The following is a 13,359-nucleotide window of genomic DNA, read 5'->3' as shown; positions in this document are numbered from 1 at the left end:
ATGTAAATATTTAAAATACTCGAAACTTCTTACTTCTGGAAATAAATCTTGGTACAACTTACAGTATTCATCAATCAACGTTACTGTTTCAATTGCTGGTCTTGCTTTATGTTGCAGCACTTCGAGTGGTACATCCATTACTCCAAGCAGCCTTCAACGTCTGCTAGCATCCTTTCAAATATTTTACTCTTTGGAGAGTGATAGAAGAGGGTTATACCAATTCACTAAAATAATGAAACTGATGCGAATCCAGAAAGCCTTGCTGTTTCTAAGTTTTTTAATTGCGAATTGCGATCTTCGCAGCGGCAACGAGTTCGCGTACTCTTACAGAGAAGCAAGCTACGCTTTTAGCGTCTCGTAGAGAGCGTCTGCCGCGAATTGTGAATTGGTATTATGGCAAGGGATGGAAAAGAAGATCAGGGAAAAAGTAATTAAAAATTGCCCAGGTAGAAAAGGCAACTGATATTGCAAGAACAGCCAAGACTGGGCCGAGGGAAAGGTAACGAAGAAAATACGCTTTTTGTTTGTTTTGTGTCTGCATACAATACTCTCACTAAGTATCACTGCGTAAATATTTTTAGTTGGGAAGAGGCAGGAGGCAAGAAGGAAGAGGGTTTTAGCCTTGTTTATCTTTCTTAAGACAATTGTGTTTTTGCCACCGACTTACTGATACTTAAGGTTTGCAACAATTTATTGTTGAATTTTTCGAGGTATTAAATATTTTGTGATGCATTAATACCCATTATTTTAGATGGCATGACAAGACCATAGTAAGCAGCAGCGATCGCTGATAAGGCATTGATCCAAACATTATTACCGAAGAGTGGCATTAAACCGAAAAATGTCTTGGCGAAAGGCAACAATCCCATAATTGCCAATGCAATATAAGCAACTGCAAAGGTACGATTAAACAAACGGGCACTGCTAGCACTGGTATAAGACGTAATTCCTAATAATCCCACAGCACATCGCACCAAATTATGCAAAAAATTGGTAGGAAATAAGCCAAATATATAACCAAACCCCGCAGCATAAGCGCTAGGAGATGCATCTAAAGGGATATAGGATGCGCTTGTTCCTGGTAAAGATACCAAAGCAGGTATAAATCCTGCCAAACCTAATATAAAAAAGAGGATTCCGATGGTTAAAGCACAGTAGCGCTCTACCATTTTTCCGGTTTGGATGTTTTCCATATTCTTTTTACTCCTGAGATGACTCAGTTTGTGGAGTAATTGCCAGCTAAAATCTTCTGCTGCTTAATATATCGAGCCGAGAAAATTTGCTTGAATTGAGACAATTACTTAGCGAGACATAATAATTTCTATTCAACTTAGTAATCTCAAATTTTAACTCTATCAAAAGGTATGCCTAAGTATTGAAATTAATATTTAATTATGTCCTAAGTAGGTCAGTGTGAATACTTATCATCAGGCATAAGACAGGAGGCAGAAGGGAAGAGGGTTTTAGTTCACTTTAACTTTAGTACCATAGTTTGGTTTTTTCACCTGTTCTACTTAACGAACAGTGATCAACCTTATGACATCAGCAAAAGATACAATTTTTGTGCATTATGAATGGCATACCCATCGGCGATCGCATCCACGTTCAGTAGATGTTTTTGCCGTCATTGAGATATGGTTTCTTAAACCAAACCTTTATTAAGGTACATTAGTTAAAAGCGGGCGATGGGACTCGAACCCACGACACTCTGCATGGGAAGCAGATATTCTACCACTGAACTACACCCGCAAATAGTTTTAGCTTGATATAAATCTGAAATTAATTATACCATTACTTACCTTTATAAGCAGATTTTTCGCTGGTGGGTGGCAGATTAATTATTTTATGCTCATCGGGAGAATGGGGCGATCGCTATCTCCAAGCTAGTACCCACAAACAGCAGTATCAACAAAGGGTGGGTTTGCCGAGTATTTGATTTACTAAAAGAGCTACCATCATCAACTTTGACAGGTGTTACTATCTCCACATATAAAAAACTTTCGTCGTCCACAGCGCTACTTTTACTTGCCGATTTATCTATGCAAATACCACTTTTTTAGGAAAATTGAAACTCTTTACGCATACTAAAATATGGCTCATATTTGAGAATTGTGACTCTAATAATTCTATTATGAAGCCAATAAATAAACTTATTTTTTAATTAAATTAAAAGAATATTTACGTATTTATACGGTTGTTATTTAGGCAGCATAATTTCCCTTCTCCATCTACCATTTAATTTTAGATGACTATAAGTCACATTGTTTTTGTATTAAGATCACTGCCGTTGAATAGTATAGATGTGAAACACTAATTAGAATAGGCCACTATCACACTTATCTTTTGTCTCATGCACGTCAATAAATAATACTTGTATAAAATTAGACAGCATAGCATATCATTTGAGCAAATTATGAAGGCAGCTAGCGCTCACATCCATCTCTAAGTTAAAAAGGATAAATCTGCATTGTTTTAATTTTTTGCAATGGCAAAGTTAATTATGCAACCTAGTAAAAACCCGTAAATAATGACAGCAGTTTTTAATTGATTAAATGAATTATTTTCCATGCCTTGCCCCAACCCTAGTCTAGAAACCTAAAAATTATTTACTTATCAATCTGAGCAACAAAGCCATGTTCAATGCCACTGAAATTTTAATTGATGCTTTTGTTAAGCAAATTCGAGAAGGCTACCGTCGTACATACGGCTGCTTGAAAAACGATTACCAAGATATCATCGCTTGGGCTGGGAGTATGGCATTAGAAAATATTGCCAATAGCGATGCTCTTTATCATAATGTTGAACACTCGGTTCTAGTTACCCTAGTAGGACAAGAAATGTTACGTGGTAAACACATCCGAGAAGGTGGTGTTTCCAGCGAAGACTGGCTACATTTCATCATTTCTTTGGTATGCCATGATATTGGTTATGTTAAAGGAGTTTGCCGACAAGACCAAGAGGCCGCAGGCTTATATGCCACGGGTAAAAATGGCAGAATGATTTCTCTACATCCAGGGGCTTCTGATGCCAGCCTCACACCTTATCATGTTGATAGAGCCAAACTTTTTATTGATGAGCGTTTTGGCGGTCACAAGTTGATAGATGCTGATGTGATTAAGAGTAATATTGAATGGACTCGTTTTCCTGTACCTACAGCAGAAGATCATCAAGAAACAGCTAACTTTGCTGGGTTAGTGCGTGCTGCCGATTTAATTGGGCAATTAAGCGACCCACGTTATTTAAAAAAAATTACTTCTTTATTCTACGAGTTTGAAGAAACTGGAATGAATAAGGTTTTGGGCTACGAGACACCTGCTGATTTACGCAAAAACTACGCCAAATTTTACTGGAATGGTGTTCATCCCTATATCAAAGAGGGACTGCGTTACTTATCTTTGACGCAACAAGGAAAACAAATTGTCGCTAATCTTTACTCGAATGTGTTTGTTGTAGAACATGAAAAACAGCAAGATGAACATCTATATTTAGTTGAGCAACGACATGCTTAGATATTGGTCAGTGGTCAGTGGTCAGTAGAAAAACAACTAACAACTAACAACTGACAACTAACAACTAACAACTAACAACTAACAACTAACAACTAACAACTGACAAAGGACACATAACTATGAATTGGTGGCAAAGACTGCAAAAAAATCCTTTGGCGCGATTTGGGGCAATTTTACTGTTAATTTTCTATATGGCAGTAATTGCTGCTGATTTCGTTGCCCCTTATGACCCTTATGCCTCACAGGCAAATGGTTCCCTACTGCCACCAACTCAGGTTTATTGGGTTTCAAAAATATCAGGGCAGTTTATTGGCCCCCATATTTATCCTACGACGCAGGGAGATACCGACCTCAAAACAGGCGATCGCCAATTAATTGTAGACTTTAAAAAGCCCTCTCCTTTGCGTTTGTTTGTCTCTGGGGCAGAGTATCGGCTGTTGCAGCTGAGTTTGCCACTACCGCCCAAGTGGGATGAAACTACCATCTTTCCCGGCATACCCTTAAATTGGCATTTGTTTGGCGCAGTTGGTGAGGCCAAATTTAATATCTTAGGTACTGACGAACAAGGACGTGACCAATTCAGTCGCCTAGTACACGGGGGTCGTATTAGCCTATTTATCGGAATTATAGGAGTAATTATTACCTTTCCCCTCGGTCTTTTGATAGGTGGTATTTCTGGCTATTTTGGCGGCTGGGCTGACAGCGTTATTATGCGCCTAGCAGAAGTACTCATGACCTTCCCCAGCATTTATCTTCTAGTTACCTTGGGTGCAGTCTTACCACCTGGCTTAAGCAGTACCCAACGTTTTTTGTTGATTGTGGTAATTACTTCAGTAATTAGCTGGGCTGGTTTAGCACGGGTAATTCGTGGACAAGTATTATCAATTAAAGAGCGAGAATTTGTCCAAGCAGCAAGAGCAATGGGTGGCAAGCCAATTTATATTATTCTTCGCCACGTTTTGCCGCAAACTGCTACTTATGTAATTATTTCTGCCACTCTTGCAGTTCCTAGTTTTATTGGCGCTGAGGCAGTATTAAGTCTGATTGGATTAGGTATTCAACAACCAGACCCCTCGTGGGGAAATATGCTCTCTCTGGCAAGCAATGCTTCTATTTTGGTATTGCAACCTTGGCTAATTTGGCCGCCAGCGGTGCTGATTATTCTGACGGTGCTGGCTTTCAACTTATTGGGTGATGGACTCAGAGATGCTCTCGACCCCCGCAGTTTACGAAGATAAACTGGTTCATATACTTGAATTACAGCAGGTAGTAACAGCTGCGCTCAAATAGATAAATGGGTGAGTTGATACAGCGACAAAAATGTACATTCCCAAACAAGGCGCGGTTGGGCGTAAACAAGTAAAGATTTACGCGCTTTTTCTAACTGATTAATAATTTCTAGTTGGTGCCACTGCTGCCAATAAGATTGCTGGAGATAATCAACTAACCAAAGTTGCGTTTCTGTGTCTAAATTTTGATCAATTTGCTTGGCTAGCTCTAAAGCATTACGGTAAGATGCAGGCGCTTTTTTGAGGTCTTCGAGTAACTGAGGGGGAATTGCTTGTAATTGTTCATAAGATGCGATCGCACTTCCAGGACTGCCAGCTGCTATATTCAAAACTGGCTGATGCTGCAAAATTTCTTCATAGCCTGATTGCGTAAGTACTTGAGTTAAAGATGATATATCTAAGCGATAAAAAGGAATACGTTGACAGCGTGACACCAATGTTGGCAATATAGCTTCAGGAGAAGGTGCAATTAAAATCAAAGTTGCCTGTCCTGGTTCTTCCAGCGTTTTAAGTAAAGCATTCGCTGCGGCTTCTGCCATTGTTTGGGATTCTTCTAGCACCACCATGTTTCTTGGTGCTTCCAAGGGGGGACGGCTGAGAAACTCGGTAATTTCACGAATTTGCTCTAGCCGAATTACAGGTGGTGCTTTCCGCTTGAGTTTTTTCTCTGCCGCTTCCGCCGCCGTCAGTCGTTGTCCTTGGTATTGATATGTCGGTTGCACCCATAACAAATCTGGGTGGTTGCCTTGACGCAAACGGCTTGGTAAAGAGGCCAAATTACGCCCCTGTACAGAAAATAGCAATTCTACAAAGCACCGTGCCGCTAAACTCCGGCCTACACCATCTGGCCCCACAAAGAGATAGGCTGGAGCAACTCGATTTTGCATCACAGCCTGAGTCAGTAATTCAATAGCTTGCTGTTGTGCTACAAGTGGTGTAAACGGGTCATTATTCATTCATCCATTGTGACACTTCATGCATAAGGGGAATAGGAAAAGATGAAAGGAAAATAATGGGCAACCTAATTCATAACTATGCCCCATGCCCATCATCAAACATTAAACCGGAACAACATCACATCTCCTTCTTGTACAACATATTCTTTACCTTCACTGCGAACTAATCCTTTTTCCTTGGCCGCATTCATAGAACCATGAACTACTAAATCGTTGTAAGCAACGGTTTCTGCACGAATGAATCCCCGTTCAAAGTCCGAGTGAATCACTCCTGCTGCTTGAGGCGCAGACATTCCAGCATGAATTGTCCAAGCACGAGTTTCTTTGGGGCCAGAGGTGAAATATGTCCGCAAACCTAAAAGAGTATAAGTAGCACGAATCAAAGATTTCAAACCACCTTCTTTCACACCTAAAGATTCCAGAAAATCAGCTTTATCTGCTTCTGGTAATTCCACTAATTCAGCTTCCACCTGAGCAGAAACTATCACTACTTGGGCATTTTCTTGGGATGCAATTTGTCGAACTTTTTCAACAAAATCATTACCTGTTGCCAATTCATCTTCAGATACATTGGCGGCGTAAATAATCGGTTTATTAGTGAGTAGTTCTAATCCTTTAATAATTTCTGCTTCTTCTTCAGACAAACTCATCTGACGCACCGATTTACCTTCATTTAAAACCGCAGCTAATTTTTCTAGTACTGTGATTTCAAACTGTGCATCTTTGCTGGTGCGAGCTTGTTTACGAGTGCGGTCAATTCGTCGCTCAATTTGTGCCAAATCTGATAAACCTAGTTCCAAATTAATAATTTCAATATCTCGTGCTGGGTCAACAGAACCGGCAACATGGATAATATCATCATTCTCAAAACAACGCACCACATGAACAATCGCATCAACTTCCCGGATGTGGGACAGGAATTGATTTCCTAGTCCCTCACCTTGACTTGCACCTTTAACCAAACCGGCAATATCCACAAACTCAACACGCGCTGGGATAACTTGTGCCGAACCGGCAATTTCAGAGAGAACATTTAATCGCTCATCCGGTACTGCGACAACGCCGACATTCGGTTCAATCGTGCAAAAGGGGAAATTAGCAGCTTCTGCTTTAGCATTAGCAACTACAGCATTAAATAAAGTAGATTTTCCGACGTTGGGAAGTCCGACAATTCCGGCTCTTAGCATTTTGGATTTTAGATTTTGGATTAGACTAGACTACAAAGATAATTCAAACAGGTTCAGGTATCGTTTGAGGAATTGGCCCTGGAACCGGCTGGGGAATGGGGGTAGGTACTGGTTCTGGTACAGGCCCCGGTATGGGTTGGGGAATCGCTGGCCCCGGTGTAGGTTCGGGACTAGGTAGGGGATTCGGTTCAGGATTGGGAATCTGTGGCTCAGGGATAGAAATAGCATTGAGATCAATCATGGTAAGTCTAATCTAATTGTTCGACTTTCCCAAGCTAGATGACAATCAAAACTTTTGACATCTCCCAAAATAACTAAACTCACTCACACTGTCCTTTAATAATTTACCGCCATTGTCATCAACTGCATTTGAAAATGATGATATCTTGGCGTTCACCTGAATTTCCCTGATTCTGCGTTCTCTGTGCCTTTAGCAGTTCGTTTATTCCAAAATGCTCAATCAAAACCAAACACCTTTATTAGATGCCATAAAAGCCTATATAAGCCACTCTCACGCACCCTTTTATACTCCAGGACATAAAAGGGGTGAAGGGATTTCTCAACCTTTAGCTGATTTGCTTGGTAAAGCTGTATTTCGTGCTGATTTAACAGAATTAGGAAACTTAGATAATCTGTTTGCACCCCAAGGCGTGATTCAAGAAGCGCAACAACTGGCGGCGGAAGCTTTTGGTGCTTCACAAACATGGTTTCTTGTCAATGGTTCTACTTGTGGAGTTGAAGCGGCGATTCTCGCTACCTGTGGCACAGGTGATAAAATCATTCTGCCTCGAAATGTGCATTCTTCTGCGATCGCCGGTTTAATTCTTTCTGGTGCTATCCCTATTTTTCTTAACCCTGAATACGACCCAGTTTTAGATATTGCCCACAGTGTTACACCTGAAGCAGTGCTAGCTGCATTACAAAAGCATCCTGATGCTAAAGCAGTTTTGATAGTTTACCCAACATATTACGGTGTTTGTGGAGATTTAAGAGCGATCGCTCAAATTACCCATCAATACAATATTCCTTTACTTGTAGATGAAGCACACGGCGCTCACTTTGCCTTTCATCCAGAACTACCTACCCCCGCTTTAGCCGCAGGTGCAGATTTAACTGTACAATCTATCCACAAGGTACTCGGTGCAATGACACAGGCATCGATGTTACATATCCAAGGCCATAAAATAGATATTGACCGAGTTAACAAAGCTTTGCAACTCGTGCAATCTACTAGTCCTAGTTATGTACTTTTGGCTTCTTTAGACGCAGCACGTCAGCAAATGGCATTGTCTGGAACAGCGCTGATGTCTCGTACTTTGCAACTTGCAGATACAGCTATTAGGAGAATCAGCCAAATTCCGAGATTATCAGTTTTAGAAATGTCCTCATCTAAGTTTGTAGCTTTAGACAGAACACGACTAACTGTTACTGTTTCTGACTTAGGTTTAACCGGATTTGAGGCTGAGGAAATTCTAGATGAAAAATTGGGCGTTACTGCTGAATTTTCGTCTTTGCAAAATCTTACTTTTATTATTAGTTTGGGCAACACTCAAGCTGATATTGAGCAATTGATAGAAAGTTTCACTACTCTTGCCCAAGCATATCGGCAAACTAACTTGAATATAAAAAGCCCAATTTTGCACAACCTATTCAGTAACTTTGAGTGTTCTGTACAAATTTCTCCCCGTGAAGCTTTTTTTGCTGTAAGTGAAACTTTACCATTAGAACAGATAAGCGATCGCATCTGTGCTGAAATTGTTTGTCCCTATCCCCCAGGAATTCCTGTATTAATGCCGGGAGAAGTAATTACCAAAGAATGTTTAACATATTTGCAACAAATTCAAGCGATGGGTGGATTTATTAGTGGTTGTGCAGATAAGAATTGTAAAGCTTTAAAAGTTATCAAAAATTAATTCTCATAGCAACTCTACAAGCAAGTAAGTTCATTAATCTGGAACCACAAACTCCTAAGATGGTCTAATTATCCTCATTCTTCAAGGTCTGTCGAGAAATCCACTTGGTCAAACCAGGGAACAAACGATAAAAAATTTGAGAAAAATTCGCAGAACCAACCATTACCTCTGACTTTTTATTTTTGACTGCATCCCAAATAGCATTTGCCACATCTTCAGGCTTTTCAACCACGGGATTTTTTAGCACATTGTCGAGTTGTTTTCGACGGATTTGAATATCTTGCTCATTTTTATCCCGAAAAACTGCTCTTTCCATCAAACTACTCTTAATCAAATTTGGGTAAATACCACAAACATGAATACCTTTTGACTGTAATTCAGCTTGTAATGCTTCGGTCAAACCTGTCACACCAAATTTACTAGTACAATAAGGCACTAAATAAGCAGTTGGTACTTTGCCACCAATGGAACTTAAATTAACAATAGTTCCGGTTCTTCGTTGTACAAAATGAGGTAAAAGCGCATGAATTGTATGGATATATCCCCATAAATTAGTGTCTATAATGTGATGCCAATCATCAATAGAAAACTCTTCTACTGGCCCTGATGCAAATATACCTGCATTATTTACCAGCACATCAATAGAGCCATAATGCTCCAACGCTTTTTTGACCAAAGCTTGTACTTGAGATGGATTTGTGACATCACAAGCAACGGTAAGTGGTGCTGGATGACCAAAGCTTTGTATCTCCTGCGCTGTGGCTTCTAAACGTTCAGCCTGACGAGCTGCAAGTATAAGATCATATCCTTTGCGAGCAAATAAAAGTGCTGTTGCTTTACCGATACCTTGCGAAGCACCTGTAATTAGTACAGTAGGACTCATACTTTATTTTTGAAAAACTTAATTGACTATCTATTAGTCTGGGTAACAACACCCAGTAAACCTTCTAACTTTTGTTAGATTTTTATGGTATTTAAAATATTATTTTGCTCTACTCCTTGCCAAGATTAATGACCAATTACTGAAAACAACCTTTCTTCAACAGGCTATTTTTTGGTATAAATTTTTGAGATGAAAATCCTCAAAATCTCATACTTTAGACTTGGTTGAACTTTGGAACTACAGACAGATAGGGTTAGATAAGTAGGCAAGTACTATCTAAATATGTATTAAATTCTTAAGGAAAATTTACAATGGAACATTATCCAAACGATGCAACTGAAACCGCATACAACGGGAAGGATCGTAATGCTGGTGATGTTGGTATTACTCCCCAGACCGAACTTTGGAATGGCCGCTTGGCTATGATTGGTTTTCTTGCTTACCTACTTTGGGATCTCAACGGCTACAGTGTAGTGCGAGACGTACTACATCTGGTTTCTTATACTTCCCGTTAAGAGTTGAGTATGTTTGTTTACAAGCTTCGGTTATTGACAAACTAACAGTTACAGGAAATTGCTGAAAATACCAGACTTAGCCATATCCTGATTTTATCGCCCAAACTCTCGACGACAATGGTTTTTGGTATATGATTATGTAATAATAGTTAAAGTATCTTAATATTTTTACACAATTTTCATTGCTGGGCACTGTTTAACATAAAATGCTGACCGCTAATAGAACTTCTGGTAAGTGGTTGGTGTTTTTTGTTTTGGGTATAATTTCAGGAATTTTTACGTTAATACTACGCGGAGTAAAAGCGTGATCCATTTAGAACCACTACCTAGTTATCAAATCAAATTGAATCCAGGGGTGAAAAGTAAATTTCTATTTAAAGGACCTGTTATCGCTTTTATCATTATTAGCGTCTGGGCTATGAGCCTAATTTTCTTACTTTCTATTGACATTTCCCAGTTTAATTTTTTGATGTTGTTGCCTATAGTACTTTGGCAAACATTTTTATATACTGGATTATTTATTACATCTCATGATGCTATGCATGGGGTAGTTTTTCCAAAAAATTCCAAAATTAATCATTTTATTGGTTTATTGTGTATATCTTTATATGGACTTCTGCCGTATAAAACATTATTGAAAAAACATTGGTTACACCACCATAGTCCAGCTAGTCAATTAGACCCAGATTTCCATAACGGTAAATACTCAAACTTCTTGGCTTGGTATTTTCATTTTATGAAGAGTTATTGGAGTTGGCGGCAAATTATCATCATAACTATTTGTTATAATTTTGCTAATTATCAGCTCCATATTCCTGTCGACAATTTAACCTATTTTTGGGTTATTCCTTCTCTTTTAAGTTCGTTACAATTATTTTATTTTGGAACTTTTCTACCCCATCGTGAGCCAATAGGGGGTTATGTTCAGCCTCATAATGCCCAAACTATTAACCGTCCAATTTGGTGGTCATTTATTACGTGCTATCATTTTGGCTACCACAAAGAACACCATGAATCTCCCCATATTCCTTGGTGGCAACTCCCAGATATTTATAAAATGCACAGAGAAAAATCACTTTGTGACGATTAGTTAAAATAGCCAACTTGCGTTTGTTCAGAAGAACTTTAATTGGCTGCTTGCGGTTTAGGTGTTACTTATGCTAAAGGCGGACGCACACATAAATAAATCAAAGGGCCGAACAACGGAATCAAGCCAATTAACCAGAATAACTGAGGATTTTTCCAACTACGACGTTCCATATCATCTCCTAATAAGGCTGGAAATAATAGACAAAGTAGGCAAAAATCTAAACTCATTATATGAATGAAACGACTAGTTTGCCATTGCTCTATAAAATTTCCCCAATCTCCTTTTTGTAAACCAAAGGTAACTAGAATAAGTGTTGCTATAATCAAGAAAACGCCAGTTACACGAGAATCTAGCAGCTTGAGTAAAGCATTCTTGTTACCGACCAATTGTTTATTTGGTTCTCGTAGAGCTAAGTAGGGTAATAAACCAAATGCACCAACTGCAAAAGAGACGGTAGCAAAAGGCCAAGCAGGTATTTTTTGATTTATGCCATCAATAAAAACTACTGCGCTGTAGATTAAAGGCCAGATGCCCATGAGGTAAAATAGTGCTATGACTAGGGGGTTAATGCCTTGCCATTGACCAATAGATAAGTTTTTAATCAACATGAATGTGTCAGGTTGATTGGGAGGAGCAAAAAGAAAAGCGTAGATAATAAATCCTAACCACAGTATCCCAAAAGCAATTTTTCTCACCATGATATATTCATGTTTTTAATTAACAGCTATAAGGAATTAAAAATTAGGGATTGAAATAACCAAACGCTTCTGAGAGATAATCGGCCGCAGCAGCCACAACAGCGATCGCATTTTCATAATCTAGGCGTGTTGGCCCCAAAACTCCCACACTTCCTACTGGCACAGAACCTCGGCGATAGGTCGAAGAAATCAGAGTGCAGGTGCGTATCGGTTCTAAAGGGTTTTCTGCACCAATGCGAACTGTTACCCGTTGTTTGCCTGCGTCTTCTGCCTCAGGCTCCTCAGATATTAATCGCCACAGCTGGTCTTGTTCTTCTTCCAGCAGGTGGATAATCGTTTTTACTTGCTCTAATTGAGAAAATTCTGGCTGACGCAACACTTCTGCCACACCTCGAACCATAATTTGTGTTGTAGTTGGTGCTGAAGTCCGACGAGTTAATTCTGCGACTGAACTCTTCAAAAAGTCGCCATAACGTTGGAACTCGCGATCTAATTGGCTCCAGTCAAGATTACCTAATTCCAAAAGACTTCGCCCGCGCAAATGGGTATTCAAAAAGTTAGAAACTATCTGCAACTCGCGATCGATTACTTCTGGATCGCGCTGTGTTTCTTCCCGTACTGGCGGTAAATCCATCAACTTGGAATGTGTTTCATAAGCATCTGTCACTACAATCAGCATGATCCGCCCTGCTTCTATTTGCATCAATTGCAGATGTCGCAAAATTGCTGTGGTAGTTTGCGGCATGGTAATCAAGCTAACGCATCCACTCAAGGTTGCTAAAATTTGGGCAGCTCCTTGCAGTAAAGCCTCCAGACTCCAATCTTCCCAATGAAGACGTTGTTGCAGTGTTAATTCTGCCTCTTTGCCTAAAACTTCCATTCGCGTAGCGTCTCGCAGAGAGGGTGTAATCAGCTTGTCAACATAAATGCGATAGCCTGAGTCTGAAGGTACTCTGCCAGCAGAGGTGTGTGGTTGGTAAAGTAACCCAGATTTTTCTAAAACGCCCATCACATTACGAATAGTGGCTGAACTAACACCCAAATCGTACTCCTCGACCAAAGCTTTTGAACCAACAGGCTCCGCTGTAGCGATATAGTGACGTACCGTTGCCCAAAGTATATGCTGTTGTCGATTTGTCAACTGAACTTCCATAGGGTATGTTGTGCTGAAGGCAAATTTTAATCAAAGACTGGGAAATTATTTAAACTTAACTATAAATAAAGATTAATAATAGTTAATTAAGATGGCGAAATACTTATTTCTATTGTAATGGTTAAGAGTAATGTTTAGAAATTGCTATCTTGTAGAGCTTGACTTT

The 13,359-nt window shown here is 39.5% G+C and carries 15 protein-coding genes, 1 tRNA gene and 1 pseudogene; 6 read left to right on the top strand and 11 right to left on the bottom strand.

Annotated features, from left to right (window positions below):
* From I8751_RS30580 to I8751_RS09970, 3 genes and pseudogenes are all read right to left on the bottom strand, one after another.
* Positions 1-138 (bottom strand): annotated as a pseudogene (locus I8751_RS30580) (IS701 family transposase); the annotation flags it as partial.
* Between the two features lie 253 nt (positions 139-391).
* Positions 392-541, bottom strand: coding sequence for a PsaJ protein (locus I8751_RS09975; RefSeq protein ID WP_214439006.1), 150 nt, complete (start codon positions 539-541; stop codon positions 392-394).
* A gap of 172 nt (positions 542-713) precedes the next feature.
* Complete coding sequence (locus tag I8751_RS09970; protein ID WP_214439005.1) at positions 714-1,193, bottom strand: DUF4383 domain-containing protein; 480 nt, start codon at positions 1,191-1,193, stop codon at positions 714-716.
* A gap of 343 nt (positions 1,194-1,536) precedes the next feature.
* On the opposite strand from I8751_RS09970, the gene I8751_RS30040 reads away from it, so the two are divergent.
* Positions 1,537-1,662, top strand: coding sequence for a hypothetical protein (locus tag I8751_RS30040; RefSeq protein ID WP_263973491.1), 126 nt, complete (start codon positions 1,537-1,539; stop codon positions 1,660-1,662).
* 15 nt (positions 1,663-1,677) lie between these two features.
* On the opposite strand, the gene I8751_RS09965 is transcribed toward I8751_RS30040, so the two are convergent.
* Together I8751_RS09965 and I8751_RS09960 are read right to left on the bottom strand one after the other, a co-directional pair.
* A tRNA-Gly gene (locus tag I8751_RS09965) sits at positions 1,678-1,749 on the bottom strand.
* A 100-nt stretch (positions 1,750-1,849) separates the two neighbouring features.
* Complete coding sequence (locus I8751_RS09960; protein WP_214439004.1) at positions 1,850-2,011, bottom strand: hypothetical protein; 162 nt, start codon at positions 2,009-2,011, stop codon at positions 1,850-1,852.
* 622 nt (positions 2,012-2,633) lie between these two features.
* Here I8751_RS09960 and I8751_RS09955 point away from each other — a divergent pair.
* A complete protein-coding gene (locus I8751_RS09955; RefSeq protein ID WP_214439003.1) occupies positions 2,634-3,509 on the top strand; it encodes an Npun_R2479 family HD domain-containing metalloprotein in 876 nt (291 codons plus the stop codon).
* Positions 3,510-3,628: 119 nt separating this feature from the next.
* Positions 3,629-4,747 (top strand): ABC transporter permease, encoded by a 1,119-nt coding sequence (locus I8751_RS09950; protein ID WP_214439002.1) that lies wholly within the window; start codon positions 3,629-3,631, stop codon positions 4,745-4,747.
* A gap of 44 nt (positions 4,748-4,791) precedes the next feature.
* Here the strand turns inward: I8751_RS09950 and I8751_RS09945 are convergent, their stop codons facing one another.
* From I8751_RS09945 to I8751_RS09935, 3 genes are all read right to left on the bottom strand, one after another.
* Entirely contained in the window at positions 4,792-5,754 is a 963-nt protein-coding gene (locus tag I8751_RS09945) for a DNA polymerase III subunit delta' (protein WP_214439001.1), read from the bottom strand.
* Between the two features lie 95 nt (positions 5,755-5,849).
* Entirely contained in the window at positions 5,850-6,941 is a 1,092-nt protein-coding gene (ychF, locus tag I8751_RS09940; protein WP_214439000.1) for a redox-regulated ATPase YchF, read from the bottom strand.
* A 43-nt stretch (positions 6,942-6,984) separates the two neighbouring features.
* The gene (locus I8751_RS09935; protein WP_214438999.1) at positions 6,985-7,182 is read right to left on the bottom strand and encodes a hypothetical protein; all 198 of its coding nucleotides are present in this window, start codon (positions 7,180-7,182) and stop codon (positions 6,985-6,987) included.
* Between the two features lie 211 nt (positions 7,183-7,393).
* Between I8751_RS09935 and I8751_RS09930 the strand changes: the two genes are divergently transcribed.
* Positions 7,394-8,854, top strand: a complete 1,461-nt coding sequence (locus I8751_RS09930; protein ID WP_214438998.1) for an aminotransferase class I/II-fold pyridoxal phosphate-dependent enzyme — start codon at positions 7,394-7,396, stop codon at positions 8,852-8,854.
* A gap of 64 nt (positions 8,855-8,918) precedes the next feature.
* Here the strand turns inward: I8751_RS09930 and I8751_RS09925 are convergent, their stop codons facing one another.
* Complete coding sequence (locus I8751_RS09925; RefSeq protein ID WP_214438997.1) at positions 8,919-9,737, bottom strand: SDR family NAD(P)-dependent oxidoreductase; 819 nt, start codon at positions 9,735-9,737, stop codon at positions 8,919-8,921.
* 311 nt (positions 9,738-10,048) lie between these two features.
* Between I8751_RS09925 and I8751_RS09920 the strand changes: the two genes are divergently transcribed.
* Together I8751_RS09920 and crtW are read left to right on the top strand one after the other, a co-directional pair.
* Positions 10,049-10,252 carry a chlorophyll a/b-binding protein gene (locus I8751_RS09920; protein ID WP_214438996.1) on the top strand — a complete coding sequence of 68 codons (204 nt, stop codon included), beginning with the start codon at positions 10,049-10,051 and terminating at the stop codon, positions 10,250-10,252.
* A gap of 304 nt (positions 10,253-10,556) precedes the next feature.
* Entirely contained in the window at positions 10,557-11,342 is a 786-nt protein-coding gene (gene crtW / locus I8751_RS09915; protein WP_214438995.1) for a beta-carotene ketolase CrtW, read from the top strand.
* A 65-nt stretch (positions 11,343-11,407) separates the two neighbouring features.
* Here crtW and I8751_RS09910 read toward each other — a convergent pair whose 3' ends face one another.
* Together I8751_RS09910 and hrcA are read right to left on the bottom strand one after the other, a co-directional pair.
* Positions 11,408-12,040 (bottom strand): DUF2834 domain-containing protein, encoded by a 633-nt coding sequence (locus I8751_RS09910; RefSeq protein ID WP_214438994.1) that lies wholly within the window; start codon positions 12,038-12,040, stop codon positions 11,408-11,410.
* A 43-nt stretch (positions 12,041-12,083) separates the two neighbouring features.
* Complete coding sequence (gene hrcA / locus I8751_RS09905) at positions 12,084-13,193, bottom strand: heat-inducible transcriptional repressor HrcA (protein WP_214438993.1); 1,110 nt, start codon at positions 13,191-13,193, stop codon at positions 12,084-12,086.
* Positions 13,194-13,359 lie beyond the last annotated feature (166 nt).

The organism is Atlanticothrix silvestris CENA357 (assembly GCF_016056295.1).
In the GTDB taxonomy this organism is placed as follows: Bacteria; Cyanobacteriota; Cyanobacteriia; order Cyanobacteriales; family Nostocaceae; genus Atlanticothrix; species Atlanticothrix silvestris.
Note: the sequence above shows the minus strand (reverse complement) of the source record. Positions and strands in the feature narration are given on the sequence as shown.